This window comes from Leuconostoc pseudomesenteroides KCTC 3652 (assembly GCF_014634745.1).
In the GTDB taxonomy this organism is placed as follows: Bacteria; Bacillota; Bacilli; order Lactobacillales; family Lactobacillaceae; genus Leuconostoc; species Leuconostoc pseudomesenteroides.
In genome coordinates, this window is sequence record NZ_BMBP01000014.1 from 1 (window position 1) to 26,320 (window position 26,320).

Sequence of the window (26,320 nt, forward strand, 5' to 3'; positions counted from 1 at the left end):
TACAGGCAAGGTATCAACGATAGTGTTGTCCATATCAATGAATAATTTAGTTTTGATGATAGTATTCTCCTTTATTGAAAACGCTTACATTTTCGGAATAGACAAAATTATACAGCGTCGGAATAAAAAAATCAAATGTATACCAATTACTATTTTATTTATAATACTGCTATTTTTAAAATTTATCAATAAAAAAATAAAATGTTGACATATACGGACAAATATTTTATTATGACATTGTAAGCGTTTCCAAAAGTGGCGATTCTAGAAAGCTAAATGATTTCGAAATGCAATACAATAACAAGTATTTTTTGGAGGAAAAATTAATGACAACAGAAGTAAAGCACAAGTTTTGGTTTGTTACAGGATCACAGTTTTTATACGGTCCAGAAGTTTTGGAGCAGGTGGCAGAAGACTCAAGAAAAATTATTAGTCAATTGAATGATTCTGGTAAATTACCATATCCGATTGAATTTAAAACTGTTGGTGTAACCGCCGAAAACATTACAGAAACAATGAAAGAAGCTAATTATGATGATAGTGTTGCAGGCATTATCACTTGGGCACATACCTTTTCACCGGCCAAAAACTGGATTCGTGGTACCCAATTACTGAACAAACCGCTTTTGCATTTGGCAACTCAAATGTTAAATACAATTCCTTATGACACTATTGATTTTGATTATATGAATTTAAATCAATCAGCGCATGGTGATCGAGAATATGCCTTCATCAATGCACGTCTACGACTAAATAATAAAATTATTTTTGGTCACTGGGCTGATGAAGACATTCAACTGCAAATTGGTAAGTGGATGGACGTGGCTGTTGCCTATGATGAAAGCTTTAAAATTAAAATTGTTACGTTTGCAGACAAGATGAGAAATGTTGCCGTAACTGACGGTGATAAAATTGAAGCCCAAATTAAGCTTGGTTGGACGGTAGATTATTGGGGGGTTGGTGATTTAGTTGAATATGTCAATTCAGTAGACGAATCAGACATTGACAAACTATATGATGATTTACAAGATCAATATGATTTTGTCCAAGGTGATAACAGCACTGAAAAATTCGAGCATAATGTGAAGTATCAACTGCGTGAATATATTGGTATCAAAAAGTTCTTAGATGATAAAGGCTATTCTGGGTTTACAACGAACTTTGAAGACTTAGTAGGATTAGAACAATTACCAGGCCTTGCTGTACAACTTTTGATGTCCGATGGTTATGGTTTTGCTGGAGAAGGGGACTGGAAAACAGCTGCTTTGACACGTTTGTTAAAGATTGTTTCTCATAACCAAGCCACAGCCTTTATGGAAGACTACACACTTGATCTGCGTAAGGGGCACGAAGCTATTTTGGGATCACATATGCTTGAAGTCGATCCAACAATTGCTTCTGATAAGCCACGTGTGGAAGTTCACCCACTTGATATTGGTGGTAAAGAAGATCCAGCACGACTTGTCTTTACAGGTCGCTCTGGTGATGCTGTAGATGTTACACTAGCAGACTTTGGAGATGAATTTAAATTAATTAGTTATGATGTTACTGGAAACAAACCAGAAGCAGACACACCAAATCTCCCTGTTGCTAAGCAATTGTGGACACCGAAGGCTGGTCTTAAGGCTGGTGCCGAACGTTGGTTAACGGTTGGTGGTGGACATCACACAACATTGAGCTTCTCGGTTGATTCAGAACAATTAACAGACTTGGCTAATTTGTTTGGTATTAAGTTTGTGGATTTAAAGTGAGGATACCATAATGAAAAATAACCCAACAAAAAAAATTTCCAGCGCGTTCATTTATTTTTTTGGGGCATTTGGCGGCATTTTATTTGGTTATGATATTGGCGTAATGACAGGTGCTTTACCTTTTCTTCAGAAAGATTGGCATTTAACAGACGCTGGAACCATAGGTTGGATCACTTCAACTCTAATGCTGGGGGCGATTTTAGGTGGTGCATTAGCTGGTCAACTCTCAGATAAGCTAGGACGACGTAGAATGATTTTGGCTTCATCATTCGTCTTTGCTTTGGGGGCAATTATGGCCGGATTTTCACCGGATGATGGAGTTGCTTGGTTGTTAATTGCACGATTCTTGCTAGGATTAGCAGTTGGTGCCGCTTCAGCCTTAGTGCCCTCATATATGTCTGAAATGGCACCAGCTCGAACACGAGGACGTTTATCAGGTTTAAATCAATTAATGATTGTTTCTGGCATGCTGTTGTCATATATTGTTGACTACTTACTTCAGGAGTTGCCTCACATGTTAGCTTGGCGATTAATGTTAGGGTTGGCCGCTGTACCTGCTATTATTCTGTTTTTAGGAGTCCTTAGACTGCCTGAGTCCCCAAGGTTTTTGGTTAAAATGAATAAACTTTCAGAAGCAAAACAGGTCCTGACCTTTATTCGAACAGATGCTGAGGTGGAACCTGAATTAGCAGATATTCAAAAAACGGTCGCCATTGAGTCAGGTGCGCAAAAGAATATTACTTTAGCAACTTTGTTTTCAAGTAAATATCGGTACCTAGTAACTGCCGGAATTGGTGTTGCCGCATTTCAACAATTTATGGGAGCCAACGCGATTTTCTATTACATTCCATTGATTGTTGAAAAGGCAAGTGGACAAGCTGCTTCAAGTGCTTTACTCTGGCCGATTGTTCAAGGTGTGATTTTAGTTTTGGGTGCACTACTGTATATGGTAATTGCCGATAAGTTTAAGCGCCGCACATTGTTGATGTTAGGTGGCACAATTATGGCTTTGTCATTTTTGATGCCTGCTGCCTTAAATGCACTTGTGGGAGCAGATAAGTTTCCACCAATGTTAATTGTTGTGTTCCTATCGATCTTTGTTGCGTTTTATTCCTTTACATGGGCACCTTTGACCTGGGTATTGGTAGGAGAAGTCTTCCCATTAGCTATTCGAGGTCGTGCCAGTGGATTAGCATCATCGTTTAATTGGTTGGGATCATTTGCTGTTGGGTTGCTGTTCCCTATTATGACAGCGGCAATGCCTCAAGCATCAGTATTTGCGATTTTCGGTGTTATCTCTATCATTGCAGTTCTGTTTATTAAATTTGCGGTACCGGAAACACATGGCAAAACACTAGAAGAAATTGAAGCACAAGGGACAAATCATTAGACGATACGACAAGATTACATGATTTATCTGTATCAGTTTAAAAGCGCTAATCAGATAAATGAAAACTGATTAGCGTTTTTTATTTAAAGGAGAAAAATGTCAATGACACCGAAAGAAATTAAATCAGCTTTGCAAAAAGGGAAAGTCGCTCTTGGGGTAGAGTTTGGTTCTACTACTGTCAAGGCAATACTGACTACTGAAGATTTTCAAACAGTCGCTTCGGGTAGCTACGAATGGGACAACAACTTTCAGGACGGTCTGTGGACCTATGCGATTTCTGATGTTTGGTTGGGTCTGCAAACTGCGTATCGCAATTTAAAACAAAAAGTTGAAGATGAATACGGAGTTAAGATAAATAAAATTAGAACCATGGGATTTTCAGCCATGATGCATGGATACCTGGCATTTGATAAAGAAGATACATTATTGGTACCGTTCAGAACTTGGCGGAATGCCATAACAAGTGAAGCTGCTACAGAATTAACAAAACTTTTTGATTTTAATATTCCGCAACGGTGGAGTGTAGCTCATTTGTATCAAGCTATTTTGAATCAGGAATCACACGTTAAAAACATTGATTTTATCACGACTTTGGCCGGATATGTCCATTGGCAGTTAACAGGTAAAAAAGTTATTGGTGTTGGTGATGCGTCAGGTATGTTTCCGATTGATGAGCAAACTAGTCATTATAATCAAGAGATGATGACAAAATTTAGTGCACTTAAATCAGTACAACAATATCAATGGCAAATTGAGGATATCTTACCAAAACCATTGATCGCAGGTCAGAACGCAGGCAATTTAACTGAAAATGGCGCCCATCTTTTGGATCCTACTGGTGACTTAGAGTCTGGTTCTATCATTGCACCGCCGGAAGGAGATGCTGGAACTGGTATGGTGGCGACGAATAGTGTCAAAAAAAGAACAGGAAACATTTCGGTAGGAACTTCCATTTTTTCCATGATTGTCTTAGAAAAGAATCTTGAGCACGTGTACAGCAATATTGACATCGTGACAACACCAACCGGTTTACCTGTGGCGATGGTACATGCTAATAACTCTGCTTCAGATTTAAACGCATGGGCAAAATTATTTAGCGAATTTGCTCATAAAATTGGGAGCGATATAGCGACTAACAAATTATACGAAGTATTGTTTAACTCGGCTTTGAATGAGGCAGAACCCGACGCGGGCGGATTGACAGGATATGGTTATTATTCTGGTGAAAATATTACAGCTATACCAGAAGGTCGACCACTATTAGTTCGTCAACCAGATTCAAAATTTACAATTGGCAACTTGATGCGTATGCATTTATTTACAGCGTTCGGTGCCATCAAAATTGGTATGCGAATATTGGCAGATGAACAAGTATTGACTGATAACATTGTGGCCCAAGGAGGTGTTTTCAAAACACCGATTGTGGCACAAAAACTTTTGGCTGATGCTTTAAACACTGATATTACTGTTATGCAGACTGCAGGAGAAGGCGGACCTTGGGGCATGGCCTTATTAGCATTGTTTACTGCCAATAAAGCCCAAAATCAATCTTTAGATGACTTTTTAGAAAACAGTGTATTTGCCGAACAGCAATCTGAGACACTTTCACCTGACAAAAAAGACGTTGCAGGATTTGAATCGTTTATGAAACGATATATTGACGGATTAGAAATAGAATTGGCTGCTGTAAAAAATCTACCAGCTAAGAAAGGTAATGAATAAAATGTTAGAGGATTTGAAACAAAAAGTTTACGAAGCCAATTTAGCACTACCTGCTAATAACTTAGTGACTTTGACTTGGGGTAATGTATCACAAATAGACAGAGAAAAAAGATTGTTTGTGATTAAGCCGAGTGGTGTTGATTATGATAAACTAACGGCTTCAGACATGGTTGTGGTCGACTTGGAAGGTAACGTCGTTGAGGGTGATTTGAACCCATCAAGCGATACGCCAACGCATGCCTTTTTGTACAGACACTGGGAACAGATTGGCGGAATAGTACACACACATTCTAAATGGGCTGTGGCATTTGCGCAGGCAGGTGTTCCTGTTCCAGCGGCAGGTACAACACATGCAGACACGTTTTATGGCGATGTCCCAATTGCAGATCGTTTGACCAAAGAAGAAGTTGATGGTGAGTATGAGTTAAATACTGGTAAGTCCATTGCTAGGGTATTTGATCGTGAAAATATAGATCCTTTGGCAGTTCCTGGTGTTTTAACGAATGATCACGGGCCCTTTACTTGGGGTAAGGATGCCATGGATGCAGTGCACAACGCAATTGTTCTTGATGTTGTCTCTGAAATGGATTTTCATACCATGCAATTAAATCCTTCTCAAGACGTTCATGTGCCACAATATTTATTGGACCGTCATTATTTCCGTAAACATGGGGCCAATGCTTATTATGGGCAAGGTAAACATTAAAGGGGGAAGTTAATTATGGACATCACTGAAAGTAGCTTTGGTAGTTCAGCGAAGCTGTATACTTTGGAAAATGATCAAGGTGTTCGATTGAGTGTTACCAATTTTGGAGCTAGGATTGTCCGCCTACAGGTGCCAATTAATGGTGTGTATCGGGATTTAGTTTTGGGATTTGATTCTATGGCTGAGTATTTAGAAAAAGATCACTTCATGGGCGCCACTATCGGTCGAGTAGCAGGCAGAATCGCCGCGGGTCGTTTCAATATTGATGGGAAAAAGTATCAAACACCACTAAACGAGAATGGCAATACATTACATGGTGGGCCAGACAGTTTTGAGACAAAATTATGGCAATCACAAAAAAATATTACTGATGAGTTGATTGCGGTTACCTTTACGTATAATAGTCCCGCTCAGGAGAATGAATTTCCTGGTAACGTGACTGTTGAGGTCACTTACAGTTTAGATAATGCTAACGGTTGGGGAGTTGATTATAAAGCACATAGTGATGTAGCGACTTTATTCAATCCAACCAATCATGTTTATTTCAATTTGGATGGCGATCCGTCAAAGAGTGTTGGCAATCATAGTTTGCAGATTGATGCCCACCAATTTGCACCGTTAGACCAACATCATTTAACAACTGGTTTGCAACAGACGGTGAATGACAGTACTTTTGATTTCAGAAAACCAAAAAAAATAGCAGAAGTATTTACGACAGATAATCCTCAAAATCAACTGGTAAATGGGCTAGATCATCCGTTTTTTTTGGATAAAAAACATAATAATCAAGTAGCCGCCAAGTTAACATCAAGTGATGGACTAGTCGCTGTTAATTTAACAACGAGCTCACCAGCAGTTGTGATATTTACCGCAAATTTTGGAACAGATTTCAGTCTTCCAATGAGAAGAGGTCTATTTAAAAATCATGGTGGCATTACACTGGAAACACAAGTGGCTCCCGGAGCAGAACGCTATCCAGAATTTGGTAATATTATTTTAGATTCAAATTTACAGTATCATGAACGTACTTTGTTTGGCTTGGATTTTTAATCATGAGATTTTTGTAAATGAATAAATAGGTATAGTATGTTGGCAAAAGAATTAGACGCATTTGAAATAGAAAAATTAAAGAGAAAACCAATTGTACAGAAATTACTAGATGGAAATTGGTATCAGTATGGAAAAGAACCTGAATTGCAAAAAATTGTTAAAGCCAGCTCGCAAGCTATTCAAAATATTAATGATATAGCTAAACATGATTTTGACAAAGCATTGCAAAAAATTAAAGTTATTGCCCCAAATATTGATGCAAGTGTTGAAATTTATTTTCCTATAAGTAGTATCGAGTATCCAGAAAATGTCATTATTAAGCCAGGTACATTTATCAATTCAGGACTACAAATACTCAGTGCGGGTATAGTTAAAATAGGTAAAAACTGTTTTATTGGTCCAAATTGTTCATTATATACACCCAATCATCATCCTTATGATAAAATACTGAGAAGAGAGGGTTGGCAATATGATGCAGGTATTACTATAGGCGATGATTGTTGGTTCGGTGGCAACGTGACGGTTTTGCCTGGTGTCAGCCTAGGTGATAATGTGGTTGTTGGTGCGGGAAGTGTCATTACAAAAAGTTTTGGTGATGATGCTATCATTGCTGGTAACCCAGCTAGAATAATTAAGAATTTATAGTTATATTTTCCATAAAATAATGCAATGAGGGAGATCTCTAATGTATAGTGCAAATACAGATCGCTACCAAGAAATGATTTACAATCGTTTGGGAGCCAGCGGACTTAAAATATCTGCTGTTTCTCTTGGACTATGGCATAATTTTGGTAGTGTCGATTCTTTGGAAAATCAAAAGAAGATTATCCATCAAGCATTTGACCTAGGAATAACATACTACGATTTGGCTAATAACTATGGTCCAGTTCCAGGCAGTGCCGAAGAGAATTTTGGCCATGTGCTTTCTCGAGATATGAAGGCATATAGAGATGAAATGATTATCAGTAGTAAAGCTGGCTATCATATGTGGGAAGGACCGTACGGTGATTGGGGTTCTCGAAAAAGTATTATAGCTAGTGCTAATCAGAGTTTACAAAGAATGGGTTTAGAGTATTTTGACATTTTTTACTCACATCGGCCTGATCCTAAAACAGCTATTGAGGAAACAGCACTTGCATTGGATCAATTAGTTCGTGAAGGTAAAGCTTTGTATATCGGTGTTTCTAACTATGATGGCAAACAAACATCTGCTATTTCTAAAATTTTTCATGAATTAAAGACCCCCTTCGTTGTTAATCAATCAAGATACAATATGTTTAACAGAAAGATAGAAGGTGATTTACTTCCGGTTTTGAAAGATAATAATAAAGCAGCTGTTGTTTTTAGTCCATTAGCGCAAGGATTATTAACAAATAGATACTTAAATGGCATTCCTGATGATTCGCGAGCGGCCAAATCTTCAAGTCCTTTTCTTAAAAAGGAACAGGTGGAGAAAACATTGAACACAGTTAAAGAGTTAGAATGTGTTGCGGAAAAAAGAGAACAGACTTTAGCTGAAATGGCTATTGCATGGAATTTACGACAAAAAGAAGTTTCATCAGTTATAGTAGGTGCTAGTCGAAGTGAACAGTTGCAAAATAGTGTAAATGCACTCAAAAACTTAACCTTTAGTGTCGAAGAATTGAAGATAATTGATAAAATATTAGATGATGTTGACTGAGTGAAAGAATGGTGTAAAAAACAATATAAAAAGTAGAGGATACATTGGTCGGCCAATATATCCTCTATTTTTTTACTGTTAAGTTATGTCACTGAAAAGGAACAATTGTAAAATCGAAAGCATGATTAGTTTCACCGGAAATATGATATTCTGGCTCGACATCGGTACCCCAGCTGTCTATGCCACCTACACCTCGAACGGCACCATAAATTGCGATGACGCTACGTCTAGGTAGGGGGAGTTCCTCAATATGTGTGGCGCTTTCAAGCTCAATTGCAGTATAAGGTAGTGCGGAAAAAGCAAATGGTTGTGTATGTTGATTAAAAGTGAGGCGATTAATTGACGTACTATGGTTGTGCGTTGGCTGTGACACTGCGTTTTTGACTGTTAGAGAATGAGTTGCCATGTGCATGCCCATTTCCTGTGGCACAAGATAAGGTGTCAGCGGTAGGCCAACAATGTCAAACGTTCCTGTCAAGGCGCCTGCTTGTCGATCAGGGTAAGTTTCGCCAGATAGACCAGTATATTGAAAACCGTCAGCGACTTCTGGCATGATAAAGCTTAATCCTAAAGCTGGTAATTCTGGTAATCCAGAGGTTCCGGTGTAGTTTACTTTGATTGTGATGTTGCCGTTTTGACTCACTAAATAAGTAACATCAACTGTTGTTTGTGGTGTTGTAGCTGTTAAAAAGCTGAAGGTAATGGCCACATTTTTAGCAAAAATCTCATTTGAAAAACGATTGTTATCCGGTGCGGTTGGCAAGCCAAGGCTTTTATCGTCTATTTTAACGTTGATATCTTTTAGCGTTATGAACATGTCTGCGCCAAACCAAGCTGCTGATTGAGTTGAAAAATGACTACCACGATCATTATCAGTTGTTGCGCGCCAAAACGTTAATTTTGGCACACGGTACAGCCATTCTGCTGTATTGACAACGAGTGACTCTAGTCCACCTTTTTCATAACTAAAAATATAGTCAAAGCTGTTACCGTGTAACCCAAGCGTACCATCTCCATATACAACACGTAATTCATTCATTGTCATAGCGTCCATAATAATATCTGACCTCCTGCATGGCTGGCTTCTCTTGACGGTTGGCAAACACGATACCATCACCTGAAAATTCATAATCTGAATGGCGATCATTAAAATCACCACCATATCTTAACACTTGCTGACCAGTAACTTTATCGGTTACGTACAAAGCTTGATCAATATAATCCCAAATGAAGCCACCTAAATAACTATCAAATTCATCAAAAAGCTGCATATAATCACCTAAACCACCAACTGAATTACCCATACTATGCATATATTCACAATTTAAATAAGGTTTTTTGGGATGGTTGGTGAGATAATCTTTGATTGCTTTTGGGTGTGCATACATTCGGCTTTCCACGTCAGATATGCGATCCTCATCAATACGATTTTGAAAAACACCTTCATAATGGGTTAGACGTGAGTCATCAACTGATTTGAAGTAGGCGTCCATTGCTGCAATATTGTCACCTGTATAAGATTCATTGCCCAATGACCAAAACAAAATTGCAGGATGATTTTTAAATTGTTCAAAATTGGATTTGGCGCGATCTAAAACAACGTCTTGCCATTCAGGAATTGAACCAGGAACATTATACGATGGCTCGACAGCGCCCATTTTTTGCCATGAACCATGGGATTCTAGGTTAGTTTCCGCCATCATATAAATGCCATTTTGATCGCATAAATTGTACCAAGGTATTTGATTTGGGTAGTGAGATGTACGAACGGCATTGATGTGATTGTTTTTAAAGATACTAATATCTTTTGTCATGTCGCTCATTGTGATCGTGCGACCGCCTGTTGGGCTCCATTCATGACGATTGACGCCATTTAAGCGCAATGGCACATTGTTAAGTGTGACACGATTATGACTATCTTTGTGCAAACGACGAAAGCCAAATGAATAAGGAACAACAGCAATAATATTTTGATTAGCATCAAAAATCGTGATGAGTAATTGATATAAATTAGGGTGCTTGTGCGACCATAATGCAACGTTTTCAATGACTGCACTTGAAGGCGTAACGTGACTGCTGATAGCAACGGTTTCTTGCCATACGATGTTTTGCGATGGACTTTGAACCACTATTTTGGCACTTGTACCAGTTAATTTGCCGTCAAAAGATAGTGACATTGACAAATTGCCTGTATGCAATTGTTTGTCTACGGTAGGCTTGAGAAACAAGTCAACCAAGTTGACTTGAGGCATTACAAGCAATCGCACGCTGCGAAAGATACCTGAAAAACGGAACATGTCCTGATCTTCAATAAAGGCAGCTGTACTGTATTTATATACTTCAACTGCTAATTTATTTTCACCCGCTTGCAAATAAGGTGTTAGATCAAATTCAGCTTGTGAAAAACTATCTTCAGAATAACCAATAAAATGACCATTGAGCCACAGATACATCGCTTTTTCAACACCATCAAATTGAATATGAACGTCATGTTGAGCAAAATTGTTTGGTAACGTAAATGTTTTGATGTATTGACCAACGGTATTATCTGCCGCTTCACTGAAAAGACCTTTATATGATTTATCGTGACTAAGAGAATATGGTGGGCGTCGATAGATTTTGCCTTCCCAAGGGTAGAGTGTATTGATGTAGTGAATTTGGCCAAATCCTTGTAACTCAATATGTCCCGGAACTGCAATGTGATCGAATTGTTCAGCGTTAAAATCAATTTTTTCAAAGCCAATCAGTCGCTGAGATGGATTTTCTGAAAAATGAAATTGCCAGTCACCATCTAAACTTTTAGTAAAACTCGATTGCTTTTGTTTGATTTCATCTGTCGTTCGGTACATGGTATGATCACTATGAGCTGGCAATTTACCAACGCGGAAGACGCGTGGATCATCTAACCATTCCAATTTTTCTAACATAATGTCTCCTTTATTAGCATAGTAATGAAACCGCTTACAATAGAATTTTACCATAAATTAGTAAATATTTTATAGAATTTATTTGATGATTACTAAATATTTTTTAGTCACAACTAAACGACAAATTCAAAAAAAAACAACCTCAACATGAGGTTGTTTTTTGAAGCGCTTAGCCACGAACAACTAATACGTCTGTTTTGGCAGTGCGAGTTACAAATTCAGTTACTGAACCAATAACTAAGCGTTCTACGGCGTTCAAGCCAGTAGCGCCAATAACGATTAGATCAGCATTTACTTCACTTGGGACATCTTTAGCAATCAATGCTTTAGGTGAGCCATATTCAATTAAGTAGTCAACATTTTTGACACCAGCCTCGGTTGCTTGAGCCTTGTACTTTTCTAAGCTTTTGCGTGTTTCATCTGACACAGCTTCAACCATGGTGTCATCGAAACTAGCAACGTTTTGGAAAGCACGCGTATCAATTACGTTCAAAATTGACAAAACACCGGCATCGCCAGCATCCAGTGTCAATTCAATGGCGCGAGACAGGGCAGCTTCAGATTCTTTTGAGCCATCCATAGGTACCAAAATCTTGTGATAGTTTGCTGTCATAATAACTTCCTCCATAAAACGTGTTCCCACGGTTTTTCTTTACACCTTTAGTATAGCGCTTTCATACTGAAATTAGTAGTAAATTGTCTATTATTTCACAGAATAGTCTAATTCCAATAAAAAAGCGTTCACAAATGTGAACGCACGGGTCATGCCCGGAATACTCAATTGATACCGTTAATCGTTGCGCAGATTTTCCTCGAAATTATCGAGGTGGATGGTGCATCAAGATTGTCAGATTACCGAATGAAAGGGCAGATCTTCTAAGTCAAGAATTCCCAACCGAAAATAAAGGTTGTAAGGAAAAAGCTGATGATGCAACAATGCGTATATCTGAGTAATTCAAAGTATATTATAACGCGAAAAGATTTTGAACAACAGTCTTGACATTTTCAGCTTAACCCTTTTTGTTGTTGTGATTTTAACGACTGATAAACATCACGGAATTGCTTTTCGGTTTTGGAATTGCCTTTTGGTTGGAAGTAAGTTTTGTTTTTGAGTTTGTCTGGTAAATATTGTTGCGGCACCCAGTCATTATCAAAATCATGCGGATAAATGTAGCCCACACCATGACCAAGATCTTGCGCACCTTTGTAATGTGCATCTTTCAAGTGGTCTGGAATATCTGAAATTTTACCACTGCGCACATCACTGAGAGCGTTATCAATTGCAGTATAAGCAGCATTTGATTTTGGTGATAAAGCGAGTTCGATTATGGCGTTGGCCAATGGAATGCGCGCTTCTGGAAATCCGAGCGTTTGTGCGGCCTGAATGGCTGTTATAGCGCGTTGTGCTGCAGCTGGATTAGCTAAACCGATGTCTTCATACGCAATCACAGTTAATCGTCGCGCTAAGATTGGTAAATCGCCAGATTCAATAATGCGCGCTGCATAATGCAACGCAGCATCAGCGTCTGATCCTCGAATTGATTTTTGTAGCGCAGAAATAACATCATAATGTGCATCGCCATCTTTGTCTGCTGACAATGCCTTGCGTTGCACCGTTTCTTCAATAATAGGCAAGGTAATATGGATGATATTATCTTTATCTGATTTTGTGGATAATACAGCGAGCTCCAAACCATTGAGTGCACTACGAAGGTCGCCGTTAGTTGCTCGTGATAATTGCGTTAATGCATTATCATCAAGCGCAACATCATATTCGCCCAGCCCTTTTTCTTTGTCATCTAGTGCACGCGCAACGGCACTTTTAATATCCTCAGCACTAAGACTATTCACCTGAAAAATCTGTGTACGGGAGCGGATGGCTGGTGTGACGTTGATATATGGATTTTCGGTGGTGGCACCGATTAGAATAATTGCCCCTGATTCAAGGTGTGGCAACAAAAAGTCTTGTTTAACTTTGTTCAAACGATGAATTTCGTCGAGCAATAATACGACTGTACCAGACATTTTGGCTTCTTCAGCAACAATTTGCAAATCCTTTTGACTATCAGTTGCTGCGTTAAGCATACGAAAAGCATATTTTGACGAACCAGCAATCGCACTAGCGATTGAAGTCTTACCTGTACCGGGTGGACCATATAAAATCATGGAACTCAAGCGATGCGCAGCGACCATACGCCAAATAATCTTGCCTTCACCGACAAGATGTTGTTGACCAACAATTTCTTCAATTTTTGTGGGGCGCATACGGTACGCAAGCGGTTGTTGCATGAGGCACTTATCCTAAATAAATATTATCAACATTAACAGCGGTGTTGGCTGCTAGTAAAACGGCGATTGGATCATCTTGCTGATGGCTTTTAGTTGCATCAGATAGTAGTGTGAAAGGGTGCTTGCTTTGTGTAGCTAGACCAACGTATTTAGCAAAATAGTCGCCTGCGAGATTTTGGTCGATCAGCACTTTCCCAATGCTGTGTGATTTTAACGAAGTGGCAAAAGCTGATTGTATTGCAGTACTGCCCAGTTGCGAAACTTTAACAGCAACAATAACACGTTCTCGAAACGTGCCAAGGTAGCGGCTTTGTTCGTCAGGATTAATTTTTGGTGTGCCGTTACCAAGTTGCTCTTGCTGTAAGCGTTCATTGATGTCCATATTTTTCTCCGATACGTTTGATACTTCCATTATACGTTATCTGGGAATGGTTTTTCATGTTTAGATGAGGATTTTTGCGGATCAATTTTATTTGTCAAGTTTGAACGTGATGAGCATCAAACATTTTTAGTGATATTAACGTTAAAATAATAGCGCCACCGCCTAGAAATAAAATCAGGATGCCGATGAGTGAATTAGTGAGTAGTGGTGATCCAACTAAAACCAAGCTAGCCAGTATTTTACCTAGTTGAAAGATACTACCATTGAAAGCAATATAGGCGCCACGCTGGCTTTTGGGCATTAAAATAGCCAACTGTACCTGTCGAGTTGGCACATACATGAGTTCTCCAAAAGATAGAATTAAGCTTGAAAAAAGGAGTGGTAAAAAAGTGATTGTGGTTGCTTGCAAAGCGTAGCCAATCGTGAATAATAATGTGCCAATTGTGAAAATATAGCGGGTATTATACCGCGTAATCCAATTTGAAAACAGCGCAGTGAAAAATATAATAATTAATGTGTTGATTGTCGTTAACACGCTAATCATTTTAACACCGTTCAGTGGCACAGCAAATATTGTCGTGTGAACGAATTTTTCTGCAAGATGAATCGCAATATAATTTGTCCGTTGAAATTCAACCGCAAGCAATAAAATGCCACCTAACGTGAAAATGAGAAATGGTAAATCTTTAAAGACGGGCTGATAGTGTTTGAAGACAGCAATCATGCCGATTTTTGGTGAGGATTTTTGGTTGCTTTGATAGGTTTCGGTAATTGAAAAAATCGTCAATAAGAGTGATAAAGTGTTAATTATCACGAGCGTAGAAGATAATGTTATGAAGTGTGATTCAAATAACCAACCGCCAAGCATGCTGCCAATCATTAAGGATAAGTTACTAGCCCAATAATTGATGGCATACATAAAGGCACGTGTTGTTTTAGTCGAAACATCGATTAACATTGCCTCGCTGGCTGGGCTAAGCAAGCCACTAGCAATATTGCCAATTGACATCATGATAAAGGTTAGCCAAGGCAGATGGTATACTGGAATGTTTGCCAAAAAAATACCAGCTGATCCGATTAGTTTAATGGTTTCACCAGTAATCAATAAAGGTCGCCGTCCATACATATCCGTCAAATGACCACCATAAACACCGGCTAAAAAAGCAATGACGATATTAATCATCATTAAGATTCCTGCTGTTTGTGCATCATAGGCATGGGATAAATAGATAGCCATAAATGGGAAAATCAGTGAACTACCAAAACGACTTAAAAATTGGATTTTGATACGAGCTTTAATATTAGGATGTAAAGTTTGCCACATGAGATTATTTCTCGCTTTCATAAGTGCATGTTATGATTATAAAATAGACATTAATTTTGTAAAACGGACTTCGTTAAAACAAAATGTCTACTTTTACAGCAGGGATATGAAAATGATTAGTAAAATTTACATTGAATTACGTCTTCATTATTTAAAATTTGGAACAATTGTTCAGTTTAGAACCCAAGAATTAGCTGATTTTTGGGCGGTTTCAGTTAAACAAACGCAACGAAGATTGCGGCACTTTTCGGATGACGGATTGTTAACTTATGAACCGGGACGAGGACGTGGTCATTTGTCACAAATTCATTTTTTGAATGATTTTCGCGTTGAGTTAACAGACACGATGCGTCATGCAATCACCATAAATGATACTGACGTGATGTTTTATCTCTTTCAACTAGGCGTACCGACAAGTTGGTTGGCACAATTTCGTCGTCAATTAACAAATCTTTTAGGATTACAAGTGCAAGATGATCATAAAAGAATCTTAAGGCAAGTTTCGACGCGTAAAATAACGTCATTAGACCCAGTTAACGTGGCTATTCATCATGAATATGAATTAGCTATGCAACTAGGTGATACGTTAATCAAATATGACAATGGTTTACAACCAGGATTAGCACACCATTGGACGTCAAATCAATCGGCGACGATCTGGACTTTCTATTTACGTAAAGGGGTGCAATTTCATAATGGCAAAGAAATGACCAGTCTTGATGTCAAAAAGACATTTGAGCGTGTGCAACAGCGAGTAGGTGATCGCTATTGGCAGTTGATCAATCTTGTAAAAATAGTTCCGCGAGCCACAGACGTCGTTGAATTTTATTTTAGTGCTTCTGAACCACTATTTGCGAGATTTGTTGTCGACGCCAAATATATTATTATTGATTGTGATTCATCAATTGACAATCTTCATTGGATTGGAACGGGCGCTTTTGAAGTGGTTGAAAGCACAAATGACATCTTTAGGTTGAAAGCTTTCAATAATTATTATGGTTTTCGTGCCATGATTGATGAGGTTCAGTATCTGTTAGTTGATGACGATAACATCGCCAAACACTTATTTAATCCCGAAGACTACGGCAATTATGACTATATAAAAAAACAACGTGCTATACCTGGTGCTGAATTTGTCATCGCGAACATGAATCGTAAGACTATTATTCAGAACGTATTAGTGCGGGAAGCGTTATACAACATCATTGATATGCGTTACTTTGATAGGCATTTGGGTGATATTGCCAGTCATTACAACCGTGAGGATTCTATTGCAGATCATAGTAAATCGATGCAGCAGGCCCAAAATTTAATCAGGAAATCTGGTTATTCCGGCGAACCAATTGTTCTAGGTGTGCTTTCGCATATCAAATCGGCTATTGATATGGCAAAGGGGATACAAGAACGCGCACAACAAGCTGGTATTTATATTGAAATTTTGTATTATAGTTTCACAAATGATTACTATTCCGATGTTTTGGAGCAACAAGTAGATCTCGTCATGTTAGCTGATGTCCCAATGAACGACGACGAATTTGCTTATATAGAATTTTTAACAAGCCCGACATTGTTGGTACAAAAGATGTTAACAATTGATTTGAAAAATGATTTACAGCAAATGGTTATTCAATTCAAACAAGCACCAACTATAGAACAGCGACATACTATATATTTGACGATTGATAATTGGTTAACAGATCATTTTTTCATGATTTATACAGTTCATGCGGTTCGTGATGTCTATATCCATCAATTTCTAGCTAATGGTGAATATGGAAATGACTATAAAAACGCGTGGCAAATGCCAAAAGGACACAAAAAAAGCACCACCGAACGTGATATGTAACCAAAAGTTAAAACAACTTTTTGGTGTACTATCATGAATGGTGGTGCTTTTTAAACCGAATTGAATTAAGTTATTAACCCAAACGGTTGTAGTATTCGACGATCAACGCTTCGTTGATTTCGGCATCTAGTTCTTCACGTTCTGGCAAACGAACTAAAGTACCTTCAAGCTTTTCGGCATCAAATGATACGAATTGTGGACGAGCCACTACTGATTCAACAGCAACTTGGATAGGCAAGATGTTCTTTGACTTCTCGCGAACTGAGACAACTTGACCAGGTTGAACGTTGTATGATGGGATATCAACGCGCTTACCATCAACCAAGATGTGACCGTGGTTAACTAATTGACGTGCTTGTTGGCGTGTAGTTGCCAAACCAAGACGGTAAACCAATGAATCCAAACGTTGCTCCAACAAGATCATGAAGTTAGTACCGTGAGTACCCTTACGGATCTTACCAGCTTTGTTAAACAAAGAATGGAATTGACGTTCAGTCAAACCGTAAGTGAAACGCAACTTTTGCTTTTCACGCAATTGTGTACCATATTCAGAAATCTTGGCGCGACGGCCGGCACCGTGATCGCCAGGTGCGTATGCACGACGTGACAATTCTTTACCAGTACCAGACAATGAAACACCCAAGCGACGAGAAATGCGCCACTTTGGACCTGTATAACGTGACATGTATATGTCCTCCAAAATGTAGTTTGCTGTACATTTGAGGGTAAGCACCAGATGCGTGCAGCGCCGAACTTGACGTTTCTCAGAACCAGTAGCTATGGTCTTACTAACGATTTGGGGCGCTGTTGACGCGCTTCTTTACTTACTGCTACTCAATTTAACAACTTCTCCCATAGTACCAGAAACCTAAGGAAATAGCAAGTTCTTAAGAAAGCTGTAAACGATTTGAGATTTAGCAAACGTCCTTTAATTCAGCTAAATAAGTGATAATATTGAGAGTGAAAATTAAAAGGTCGGAAACTATCTCTATGTTCAATTTTACAATTCTAGCAATTATATTAGCACTCGTGGTTATTGCCTATTTGGCAATCTTTGTTTTACAAAGAGCCACTGTCAAAAAGGTCAATGAACTGAAAGCTCGGAAAGCCCAACTCGAATCGCTCAAGGTTCGTACTGAGTTGGTTGAGGCACGTAAGCTATCTCTGACAGGGCAATCGCTCAAAAATTATCAAAAATTTGAAAGCGACTATAACGACGTTCAAAATAATAAATTTTTGAAAATTGATCAACAAGCCAATTTGGTTCTTTTTGAGGCGCGCGGAATCAATATTGTTAAAACACGCCGTGAAATGGTGCGTTTGCAATCAATGGTTGATGATACAGAAACGACCATTAAAAACGTACGCGCAGGTTTGTCGGATTTGAAGAAAATTGATGAAGCGCATCGAGAAGCAATTCGTGATCTTAAAAAGAAGTATGAGGACTTGCGCAAACGTTTATTGGCCGAAAATTTCAAGTTTGGTCCGGCCAATCCTGCACTTGACCAGTTTTTGAGTCAACTTGAAGGTGATTATGATGAATTCACCCGTTTGACTGAAGCGGGTGATCATGCCACGGCCTCAGACATTTACGAACAACTTGCCATGGAAACCACACAAATGGAAAACATGATGCAAGATATTCCGGCTTACTTTGACAAATTGAACGTTAAATATGTAGAACAACTCAATGAACTTGCGCAGGGACATGCACAATTGGTGGCTGATGGCTACGTGTTCCCAAATGATAGCGTGGAGCAAGAATTACAAGCCATTGATGGGCAGCGCCAACAAGTGTTAAACTTATTGGCTGATCTTAAATTAAAAGAAGTTGCCGAGCAAAATGGTTACATTGAAACACGTATCGACAATATGTACGATACAATGGAAACTGAAGTCAAGGCACGCCAACATGTTGTTAAAAACGCGAATAACTTATCATCTGATTTGTTGCGCTTGCGAGAACAAAATCAAGCTTTGACAATTGAACTAGATCGTTTGGGACAAAGTTTTCAATTTAATCACCAAGAATTGGAAACCCGACGGACATTACTTGAACAAATTAATACGGCGGAAGCACAAATTGATCATAATGATGATTTGTTAGAATCCAAAGAAATTTCATATAGTGAGTTGCGAATTCAACAAGAAAAACTCTTGAAGCAGTTTGCCGAAATTGAAACACAACAAGTTGAAATTTGGGACAAGATTTCCGGATTGGAAAAAGCAGATCGTTCAGCCCGTCAGCTTGGCGGTCAATATCAACAAGAAATTGAAAATATTAAACACGCTGTTGAACGCCTTAATTTACCAGGTTTGCCAGCGGTTTATCTGGAATATTTCTACGCTGTATCCAATGAATTAGAACGATTAGCTAAGTCTTTAAATGCCAATTTGATTGATATGGATGAAGTCCAACGTCAGCTTAACATTGTCTCTGCCGATATTGATACATTAAAAGAAAAGACAGATGATATTGTTGACGAAGCCGCACTAACTGAGCAACTATTGCAATATTCAAATCGTTATCGTGCTTCAAGTGAGCGGGTAGCTGCCGCTAGTGAGCAAGCACGTATGTTTTATGAACGAGAGTACAATTTCAAACAGGCAATGGACGTCTTGGGGCCAGCGCTTAATAGTGTTGAACCTGGTATATATGAAAAAATTGTTGATTCCTATATGCGTCGTAAAACGCCATTGTCCTAAAAGTCATCACAACCGTGATGGCTTTTTACATTAAGAATGAGGCAACAAATGAAACAAGTTACTGATTATCCAGAAATTCAAACTGAGCGTTTGCGGCTTCGTCGCGTTCGTCTATCGGATGCGCCGGCAATGCTGATATATATGAGCGATGAAGATACAGTCCGTTGGTTATCTGGAGTAAGAAAACAAACGATTACCGAAATAGCAAAATCTATTCGTGATTATTTTTGGCATGATGAACCTGGCACCATGAAATATGCCATTGCTGATTTGGAAACTGATGAGTTGATTGGTACAATTGATTTTCGATACCATTCTAATCAAAACGATGCAGAAATTGGTTATGTTTTGACACCACAACGGCGTGGTAATGGCTATGTTAGTGAAGCAGTGAGGGCATTGCTTCACATCGGATTTACAGAATTAGGCATTAACGTTATTTGGATTGGACATGATCAAGGTAATGTTCGAAGTCGGCGGGTTCCTCAGCGACTTGGTTTTCATACTGAAGGTGTAGATTCAAAAGGACACCAAATTTGGACATTGACTAAGCGTCAGTATCTTGCAATGCAATAATAAAAGGATTCATCTATCTGTTAGATGAATCCTTTTTATGTTAAGACATTTTGGAATGCTTGATACCATAGGCAAAATACCAAATAATACCAATCACCAGCCAGATACCAAACATTTTGAGCGTTTCAGTTGACAACTGTGAAATGAAAAACAGACTCAACAAACCGCCGATGAATGGTATGACAGGATAGCCGGGAACTTTGAAACCATCATGAGCTAAGTCTTTACGACGCCGTAAAATCAGTATACCAAAGTTGATAAACATGAAAGCAACTAAGGTTCCGGCGTTGATTAAACTAGCCAAAGTGCTTAATGGAATCAAACCTGCAAAAATCATTTCGATGACAACGGCCACAATCAATGCATTGACGGGTAAATGAGATCCTTTTGAAATGCGCCCCAGTGAGCTTGGTAGCAAACCATCTCTGCCGAAAGAATACGCTAATCGTGATGAGGCATAAACAAGCGCTAAGACGGCTGTAAACATACCAATTAGTGCACCGACCGTGATGACAACAGAGAATTGTGTTTGATGAACGACTTGTAAAGCAAAAGCAGCAGGATCATCAACACCTAATTTTTTGTAGTTAACAATACCAGTTAAGACGATTGAGAAAAGTGTATAAAGCAAGGCAGAAACAATGACTGTACCAACAATACCTCTTGCCATCGTCTTTTGAGGATTTTTAACTTCGGCAGCATGCGCAGCAATTGTATCAAAACCAAGAAAGGCAAAAATAATGCTAGCGGTAGCTGCCCAAATACCATTCAATCCACCAAGACCGCTGTGAAATTCTTTTGGATAGAATGGGACATAATTGGTTGTTTTAATGAAAAACGAGCCACCAATAATGAATAGTGCAAGGATGACAATTTTTAAAACGACTGCTCCGTTTTCAATCTTTTTCGAGGTGCTAAGACCACGAGAAAGAATTGCTGCCACAATCAGAATAATCAACATGGCAAATAGATTAACCACGCCACCTTCCATTGGACCCGCCATGAGTGCCTTGGGCATATGGATATTAAATATTGTCAGTAAGTTGCCTAAATAAGCAGAAAATCCAGTGGCAATAGCAGAAACAGCGAGAAAATATTCGACAATTAAGGACCAGCCCAATAGCCAACCAATAATTTCGCCATAAATCACGCCGCCGTATGAATAGGCTGAACCAGCCACTGGCATCGCTGATGAAAATTCAGCAAAGGCCATACCTGATAAACCAGAAAAGACTGCCGCAATCAAAAAAGCAATCGCCACAGCCGGCCCAGCATGCTCAGCCGCTTCGTGGCCAGGTAAGATAAAAATACCTGTGCCAATGACAGTTCCAACCCCTAGACTAATCAGATCTTTAGTAGTTAAAACACGCTGCATGTGTGAATCAGCAGCAATATAATTATTGACTGACTCCCGTTTAAAAGCTCTTGATAATATAGACATAATAATTCTCCAACAAAATTTTAATAAATCAATAACTATTATTTTATCAATTTAACACGCTCTTGTCTAACGGTGTTTGAGGTTTTACGTTACAATGAAAGATAAGGAATTTAGATGATGAAAAATAATAAAGTGTTTGTTATAACGGGAGCGACTGGCGTTGGGAAAACCACCATTGCGCGTTACTTACAAGAAACCTATCATATGCCAAGGGTAATTACACACACGACCAGAAAGCCACGTGAGCGTGAAGAAAATGGTGGTGCTTACTATTTTGAAACAAATGATAGTTTCGAAAAAAATCATTATTTGGAACGGGTCATGTACGCGGGTTCAAAATATGGCTCTTCGCACGAGGCTTTGGCATTAGCGTGGGCGCAAAGTAATTTTGCGACGATCGTTTTGGATACGGCAGGTGCAATTACTTACGCACGAGAACTGGGTGAACAAGCCGTCATTATTTTTGTGACAGTAACGCATCCAGATGTGTTAATTGAGCGGGTCCAAATTCGTGGGGACGACCCGTCAATCGTGCAACAACGGATTGCTTCACCAGAGTTCATGCGCGATGTGACATTGCCAGAAGCGTTGAGAGGGATTGCCTACCAATTAGAAAATGATGATTGGGCGAAGACAAAAGCACGATTAGATTTGATTGTAACGGACGTTATGAATGGTAGAAGTCTACCAAAAAAATCTAAACTGTGATTTTTTTTAGAATATGCTTGACATAAAATAATTTTGGTATTATAATTATCTCATAATTTAAAAAGGTATTGGTTATATGACACGTACACATCGCGCAATTTCAGTAAATTATTACTTTAAGTATTTCGACTAATCGTCCTAATACTTAAAGCATTTTGCGTAGGTATTCGGACAACGTTCCGAATGCCGCGATGAGTTCATTATTAATGAGCAAACGCACATTCGGGTAGTCGTCCGAGTGTGCGTTTTATATTTGTTTTGATTAAGGAGAATGAAAATGGAAGTTAAACCGGAATTATTGCAATCGTTGAATAAAAATCTTGCGTTGGTTGGCCCATCAGCGATACGTGCTTTTGATGTAGAGGTTAGTGCCATTCCAAACATCATTAAGTTAACATTGGGTGAACCAGATTTCAACGTTCCAGAGCATATCAAACAAGCTGCAATTCAATCAATTATTGATGATGATTCGCACTATGCTGCCTCGAATGGTACATTGGCACTGCGTCAAGCGGCTGCCAACTTTTTACAAGATCGTTATCAAGTTAACTATGATGCTGAATCTGAAATTATTGTGACAGTTGGTGCCACAGAAGCAATTTATGCAACGCTAACAACGATACTTAATCCTGATGACAAAATTATTTTGCCGACACCTATTTTTCCTTTGTATATCGCCGTAGGTTTAGTTGACGGTGCGCAACCTGTTTACATTAATACAGCAGCAACTGATTTTATTCTCACACCAGATTTGTTGAAAGCTGCGATTGCCGAACATGGTGACGCGATTAAAGCTGTGGTTCTGAACTTTCCATCTAACCCCACTGGCGTAACGTACAGTGATGAACAAGTTAAAGCATTGGCTGACGTGTTGCGTGAAACTAGTATTATCGTCATCTCTGATGAAATTTATTCAGAACTTTCGTATGACAATGACCACGTTTCAATGGCAAAATATCTCCCAGAACAAACAATTGTGCTAAACGGCGTATCAAAATCACATGCCATGACAGGCTATCGTATTGGAATTTTGGCTGGACCAGCAAAACTAGTGCAAAAAATTGCTATGATTCATCAATTTACAATTACAACTGCCTCAAACCCGGCAATGGCAGCCGCGACAGAAGCGTTAGGTACGGAAGCTGGTCGTCAAGATACGTTGGATATGAAGGCAGCCTATCGTCAGCGTCGAGACTTTGTCTATGAACAAATGACATCATTAGGATTTCAAGTTGCCAAACCTGATGGCGCGTTTTACATTTTTGCTAAAATTCCAGCTGGCTACTTGCAAGATGATTTTGAATTTGCGCGCGACTTAGCTAACAAGAATGGCTTAGCTTTGATTCCGGGCTCTTCCTTTGGACCTGGCGGAGAAGGGTACGTTCGTTTAAGCTACGCAGCCGCAATTGAAACGCTTCAAGAAGCAATGTCGCGTTTGACATTATATATGAAAGAAAATAAAAATGACTAAAATTTTAATGACTAGTGTTCGAAATGATGAAGAAGAGGCGATTGATGCCTACGCCAAATTGCATCACATTGAAATACAGATTTCTCGAGATGAGTTTCATCCAGAAACAATGCCAGATCTAACAGATATTGATGGTTTGGTGATTCAGCAAACTGCTGCAATAGGTGGTGATCAATCATTTTACAATCAACTAGCGCAACAAGTTGGCCAAATTGCGACGCGTACGGCAGGGTATGACATGATTGAGGTTGACTTGGCCAAAAACGCCGGATTAAAAGTTACTAATGTGCCAGCCTATTCTCCAAGATCAGTAGCAGAAATGGCCCTGATGCAAATTTTCCGTTTACTACGACGAACACCAGAGTTTGATGCGCGCATTGCACAAAATGATTTCCGCTGGGCAGGCTTGCAGTCGAGAGAAATTCATTCTGTGACAGTTGGTATCATTGGTGCTGGTCGTATTGGTGGTACATTAGCTGGCTTACTTCATGCGCTGGGGGCAAAAGTTTTAGCTTATGACGTTAAACCACGTGAGGAGCTACGAGATATTGTGACGTACGTTTCTAAGGAAGAAATCTTGTCTCAGAGTGACGTGATTAGTTTGCACGTTGACTTGAATGACACATCTGTTAATTTACTATCTGCTTCTGATTTTTCTCAAATGAAAGATGGTGGTTTACTCGTCAATGCCTCTCGTGGTCCAGTGATTAACACTGATGATCTGATTGATGCATTAGATAACGGCAAGTTGCATGCGGTTGCTTTAGATACTGTAACCGACGAGTCACCAGTTTTTAACCATGATTTACGAAAAACAGGGGTAGCAGATGAGCGCATTAAAAAGTTATTGGCGATGCCAAATGTCCTCTTAACACCACATATTGCCTTTTTCACGAATATTGCTGTTGCTAACATGGTAGATTTTGCCTTAGATGATGTCTTAACTCTTCTGTCAGGCGCCACTTCACCACATGAAATATAAAAAAGCGCTTTTTAGCGCATACATAAGGAAAAAATATGACAACACTCACTCAAAACATTCAAAAACGAACAAATCCCTTATCAATCAAACAGTTCATCATTAATGTCTTAAATGGCACTAGTTTGGGTATTGTTATTACTTTAATTCCCGGAGCGCTAGTCAGCCAGTTGCTCTTACTGTTTTCTGGTAATCAAATTGCGACTCAAATTGGCTTCATGACAACCTTGATTCAAAGTGCGTTACCAATTGTTGCGGGATTTGCAGTAGGGCAAATTTTTAAACTGTCGGCGATTGATTCTGGTTCTATTGGCTTAGCAATGTTTGTTTCAGCTGGTGTTGTAACGAATACGCCCAAGGGGATGATTATTGGTGGAACGGGCGTTGTGCTTAATATCATTTTAGTAGCGCTCCTTGCCACAGCGTTGGTTAAATTAACTGAAACAATTTTTGGACACTTGAAAATGTTACTCCAACCGCTGTTTGTACTCGTTGTTGCGGGCGGAATTGGTTTAATTACTTTAGATCCGCTCAGACGCGTGCAAATGGTCATTGGGTCATGGGTTGCGCAAGCTACTGATTTAACACCTATTCTGATGGGGGCTGTACTAGCGGCAGCGTTTGCATTTTTAGTGGTTTCACCATTATCATCGGTTGGAGTAGCAATGGCCATTAGTTTGACCGGAGTGGGATCTGGTGCCGCAAACGTTGGTATCACGGTCGCAAGCTTCACTTTGGCTGCAATGGGTGCCAGTGTGAATCCGCTGGGTGGAACCTTGGCACACTTTGTTGGTTCGCCAAAGATTCAGATGGCTAATATGCTAACAAAACCAAAGCTCTTTTTGCCAACAACTATAGCGGCCGCTATAATGGGGGCTATTTCCACTTTGCTAAACATCAAAGGAACGCCTTTTTCGGCTGGTTTTGGATTTTCCGGTCTCATTGGTCCTTTAACGGCGTTTAATGAAGCTGGAAAAACGGGAATGGCCATGTTGAATGTGATCATTGTGTTTGTTGTTTTACCAATTATACTTGCATTGGGGATGAAGTGGTTGTTTATGACTAAAATAAATATGATTAAACCGGAAGATTTAAAATTAACATTGAAGTGAGCTATTAAGATAAGGTAAAGGGTGGGGCGAATGAAGCGAACGAGGTGAAGGAAATAAGGGGTAAAAGGGAGTAAAAAGCGAACGAAAAAAGGAGAAAAGAGAGGTGAAGGAAGGAAAGGACAAACGGGGTAAAAGGGAGGTAAAAGAAAGGGAAAAAGGAGTTGACGAGGCGGGATAAAGTTGGTATATTAATATATGTTCTGACGCAGGCAAAAGCGAGTCAGAGCGAGCCGAAAGCTTGAGTAAGTCAACGAAAGAA

22 protein-coding genes are annotated in these 26,320 nt (G+C 39.2%); 14 read left to right on the top strand and 8 right to left on the bottom strand.

Annotated features, from left to right (window positions below; all coding sequences use genetic code 11):
* Positions 1-326 precede the first annotated feature (326 nt).
* The 7 genes from araA (at position 327) to IEU65_RS09875 (ending at position 8,300) form a co-directional block, all read left to right on the top strand.
* The gene (gene araA / locus IEU65_RS09845) at positions 327-1,751 is read left to right on the top strand and encodes an L-arabinose isomerase (protein ID WP_188352248.1); all 1,425 of its coding nucleotides are present in this window, start codon (positions 327-329) and stop codon (positions 1,749-1,751) included.
* Between the two features lie 10 nt (positions 1,752-1,761).
* Positions 1,762-3,141, top strand: a complete 1,380-nt coding sequence (locus IEU65_RS09850) for a sugar porter family MFS transporter (protein WP_147651167.1) — start codon at positions 1,762-1,764, stop codon at positions 3,139-3,141.
* Positions 3,142-3,243: 102 nt separating this feature from the next.
* Complete coding sequence (locus IEU65_RS09855; RefSeq protein WP_147651168.1) at positions 3,244-4,863, top strand: xylulokinase; 1,620 nt, start codon at positions 3,244-3,246, stop codon at positions 4,861-4,863.
* 1 nt (position 4,864) lies between these two features.
* A complete protein-coding gene (locus IEU65_RS09860) occupies positions 4,865-5,569 on the top strand; it encodes an L-ribulose-5-phosphate 4-epimerase (RefSeq protein ID WP_010292618.1) in 705 nt (234 codons plus the stop codon).
* Between the two features lie 15 nt (positions 5,570-5,584).
* Positions 5,585-6,619, top strand: a complete 1,035-nt coding sequence (locus tag IEU65_RS09865) for an aldose epimerase family protein (RefSeq protein ID WP_147651169.1) — start codon at positions 5,585-5,587, stop codon at positions 6,617-6,619.
* A gap of 36 nt (positions 6,620-6,655) precedes the next feature.
* Positions 6,656-7,264 carry a DapH/DapD/GlmU-related protein gene (locus IEU65_RS09870; protein ID WP_010292619.1) on the top strand — a complete coding sequence of 203 codons (609 nt, stop codon included), beginning with the start codon at positions 6,656-6,658 and terminating at the stop codon, positions 7,262-7,264.
* Between the two features lie 40 nt (positions 7,265-7,304).
* Positions 7,305-8,300 carry an aldo/keto reductase gene (locus IEU65_RS09875; RefSeq protein ID WP_010292622.1) on the top strand — a complete coding sequence of 332 codons (996 nt, stop codon included), beginning with the start codon at positions 7,305-7,307 and terminating at the stop codon, positions 8,298-8,300.
* A gap of 88 nt (positions 8,301-8,388) precedes the next feature.
* Here IEU65_RS09875 and IEU65_RS09880 read toward each other — a convergent pair whose 3' ends face one another.
* The 6 genes from IEU65_RS09880 to IEU65_RS09905 form a co-directional block, all read right to left on the bottom strand.
* Entirely contained in the window at positions 8,389-9,354 is a 966-nt protein-coding gene (locus tag IEU65_RS09880; RefSeq protein WP_010292624.1) for a beta-galactosidase small subunit, read from the bottom strand.
* Positions 9,332-11,227 carry a glycoside hydrolase family 2 TIM barrel-domain containing protein gene (locus tag IEU65_RS09885; protein WP_010292626.1) on the bottom strand — a complete coding sequence of 632 codons (1,896 nt, stop codon included), beginning with the start codon at positions 11,225-11,227 and terminating at the stop codon, positions 9,332-9,334. Before IEU65_RS09885 ends, IEU65_RS09880 begins: the two co-directional genes overlap by 23 nt.
* Positions 11,228-11,396: 169 nt before the next feature.
* On the bottom strand, positions 11,397-11,840 hold the full coding sequence (locus tag IEU65_RS09890; RefSeq protein WP_004914992.1) for a universal stress protein: 444 nt from the start codon (positions 11,838-11,840) through the stop codon (positions 11,397-11,399).
* Between the two features lie 392 nt (positions 11,841-12,232).
* A complete protein-coding gene (locus IEU65_RS09895; RefSeq protein ID WP_010292629.1) occupies positions 12,233-13,516 on the bottom strand; it encodes a replication-associated recombination protein A in 1,284 nt (427 codons plus the stop codon).
* 7 nt (positions 13,517-13,523) lie between these two features.
* Positions 13,524-13,898: a YueI family protein gene (locus IEU65_RS09900; RefSeq protein ID WP_010292632.1), complete on the bottom strand. Its 375-nt coding sequence runs from the start codon at positions 13,896-13,898 to the stop codon at positions 13,524-13,526.
* 94 nt (positions 13,899-13,992) lie between these two features.
* Complete coding sequence (locus tag IEU65_RS09905) at positions 13,993-15,222, bottom strand: MDR family MFS transporter (protein WP_010292635.1); 1,230 nt, start codon at positions 15,220-15,222, stop codon at positions 13,993-13,995.
* Between the two features lie 112 nt (positions 15,223-15,334).
* Between IEU65_RS09905 and IEU65_RS09910 the strand changes: the two genes are divergently transcribed.
* Positions 15,335-17,068 (top strand): ABC transporter substrate-binding protein, encoded by a 1,734-nt coding sequence (locus IEU65_RS09910; RefSeq protein ID WP_010292637.1) that lies wholly within the window; start codon positions 15,335-15,337, stop codon positions 17,066-17,068.
* Between the two features lie 73 nt (positions 17,069-17,141).
* Here IEU65_RS09910 and rpsD read toward each other — a convergent pair whose 3' ends face one another.
* Positions 17,142-17,753: a 30S ribosomal protein S4 gene (gene rpsD / locus IEU65_RS09915; RefSeq protein WP_139968492.1), complete on the bottom strand. Its 612-nt coding sequence runs from the start codon at positions 17,751-17,753 to the stop codon at positions 17,142-17,144.
* Positions 17,754-18,058: 305 nt separating this feature from the next.
* Here rpsD and ezrA point away from each other — a divergent pair, with 305 nt between their 5' ends.
* Both ezrA and IEU65_RS09925 read left to right on the top strand, forming a co-directional pair.
* Entirely contained in the window at positions 18,059-19,774 is a 1,716-nt protein-coding gene (ezrA, locus tag IEU65_RS09920; protein ID WP_010294437.1) for a septation ring formation regulator EzrA, read from the top strand.
* A gap of 48 nt (positions 19,775-19,822) precedes the next feature.
* Complete coding sequence (locus IEU65_RS09925) at positions 19,823-20,350, top strand: GNAT family N-acetyltransferase (RefSeq protein ID WP_010294434.1); 528 nt, start codon at positions 19,823-19,825, stop codon at positions 20,348-20,350.
* A 40-nt stretch (positions 20,351-20,390) separates the two neighbouring features.
* Here the strand turns inward: IEU65_RS09925 and IEU65_RS09930 are convergent, their stop codons facing one another.
* Complete coding sequence (locus IEU65_RS09930; protein WP_010294432.1) at positions 20,391-21,791, bottom strand: APC family permease; 1,401 nt, start codon at positions 21,789-21,791, stop codon at positions 20,391-20,393.
* Positions 21,792-21,908: 117 nt separating this feature from the next.
* On the opposite strand from IEU65_RS09930, the gene IEU65_RS09935 reads away from it, so the two are divergent.
* From IEU65_RS09935 to IEU65_RS09950, 4 genes are all read left to right on the top strand, one after another.
* Entirely contained in the window at positions 21,909-22,499 is a 591-nt protein-coding gene (locus IEU65_RS09935) for a nucleoside/nucleotide kinase family protein (RefSeq protein WP_010294431.1), read from the top strand.
* A gap of 277 nt (positions 22,500-22,776) precedes the next feature.
* Positions 22,777-23,970: an aminotransferase class I/II-fold pyridoxal phosphate-dependent enzyme gene (locus IEU65_RS09940; protein ID WP_010294429.1), complete on the top strand. Its 1,194-nt coding sequence runs from the start codon at positions 22,777-22,779 to the stop codon at positions 23,968-23,970.
* Positions 23,963-24,952: a D-2-hydroxyacid dehydrogenase gene (locus IEU65_RS09945; protein ID WP_010294427.1), complete on the top strand. Its 990-nt coding sequence runs from the start codon at positions 23,963-23,965 to the stop codon at positions 24,950-24,952. Before IEU65_RS09940 ends, IEU65_RS09945 begins: the two co-directional genes overlap by 8 nt.
* A gap of 35 nt (positions 24,953-24,987) precedes the next feature.
* A complete protein-coding gene (locus IEU65_RS09950; protein ID WP_010294426.1) occupies positions 24,988-26,061 on the top strand; it encodes a PTS sugar transporter subunit IIC in 1,074 nt (357 codons plus the stop codon).
* The last annotated feature ends 259 nt before the right edge of the window (positions 26,062-26,320 follow it).

Bases quoted from the DNA above. Each gene is read 5' to 3' on its own strand.
- araA (WP_188352248.1), top strand. From the start codon at position 327: ATGACAACAGAAGTAAAGCACAAGTTTTGGTTTGTTACAGGATCACAG.
- IEU65_RS09850 (WP_147651167.1), top strand. From the start codon at position 1,762: ATGAAAAATAACCCAACAAAAAAAATTTCCAGCGCGTTCATTTATTTT.
- IEU65_RS09855 (WP_147651168.1), top strand. From the start codon at position 3,244: ATGACACCGAAAGAAATTAAATCAGCTTTGCAAAAAGGGAAAGTCGCT.
- IEU65_RS09860 (WP_010292618.1), top strand. From the start codon at position 4,865: ATGTTAGAGGATTTGAAACAAAAAGTTTACGAAGCCAATTTAGCACTA.
- IEU65_RS09865 (WP_147651169.1), top strand. From the start codon at position 5,585: ATGGACATCACTGAAAGTAGCTTTGGTAGTTCAGCGAAGCTGTATACT.
- IEU65_RS09870 (WP_010292619.1), top strand. From the start codon at position 6,656: ATGTTGGCAAAAGAATTAGACGCATTTGAAATAGAAAAATTAAAGAGA.
- IEU65_RS09875 (WP_010292622.1), top strand. From the start codon at position 7,305: ATGTATAGTGCAAATACAGATCGCTACCAAGAAATGATTTACAATCGT.
- IEU65_RS09880 (WP_010292624.1), bottom strand. From the start codon at position 9,354: ATGGACGCTATGACAATGAATGAATTACGTGTTGTATATGGAGATGGT.
- IEU65_RS09885 (WP_010292626.1), bottom strand. From the start codon at position 11,227: ATGTTAGAAAAATTGGAATGGTTAGATGATCCACGCGTCTTCCGCGTT.
- IEU65_RS09890 (WP_004914992.1), bottom strand. From the start codon at position 11,840: ATGACAGCAAACTATCACAAGATTTTGGTACCTATGGATGGCTCAAAA.
- IEU65_RS09895 (WP_010292629.1), bottom strand. From the start codon at position 13,516: ATGCAACAACCGCTTGCGTACCGTATGCGCCCCACAAAAATTGAAGAA.
- IEU65_RS09900 (WP_010292632.1), bottom strand. From the start codon at position 13,898: ATGGACATCAATGAACGCTTACAGCAAGAGCAACTTGGTAACGGCACA.
- IEU65_RS09905 (WP_010292635.1), bottom strand. From the start codon at position 15,222: ATGTGGCAAACTTTACATCCTAATATTAAAGCTCGTATCAAAATCCAA.
- IEU65_RS09910 (WP_010292637.1), top strand. From the start codon at position 15,335: ATGATTAGTAAAATTTACATTGAATTACGTCTTCATTATTTAAAATTT.
- rpsD (WP_139968492.1), bottom strand. From the start codon at position 17,753: ATGTCACGTTATACAGGTCCAAAGTGGCGCATTTCTCGTCGCTTGGGT.
- ezrA (WP_010294437.1), top strand. From the start codon at position 18,059: ATGTTCAATTTTACAATTCTAGCAATTATATTAGCACTCGTGGTTATT.
- IEU65_RS09925 (WP_010294434.1), top strand. From the start codon at position 19,823: ATGAAACAAGTTACTGATTATCCAGAAATTCAAACTGAGCGTTTGCGG.
- IEU65_RS09930 (WP_010294432.1), bottom strand. From the start codon at position 21,791: ATGTCTATATTATCAAGAGCTTTTAAACGGGAGTCAGTCAATAATTAT.
- IEU65_RS09935 (WP_010294431.1), top strand. From the start codon at position 21,909: ATGAAAAATAATAAAGTGTTTGTTATAACGGGAGCGACTGGCGTTGGG.
- IEU65_RS09940 (WP_010294429.1), top strand. From the start codon at position 22,777: ATGGAAGTTAAACCGGAATTATTGCAATCGTTGAATAAAAATCTTGCG.
- IEU65_RS09945 (WP_010294427.1), top strand. From the start codon at position 23,963: ATGACTAAAATTTTAATGACTAGTGTTCGAAATGATGAAGAAGAGGCG.
- IEU65_RS09950 (WP_010294426.1), top strand. From the start codon at position 24,988: ATGACAACACTCACTCAAAACATTCAAAAACGAACAAATCCCTTATCA.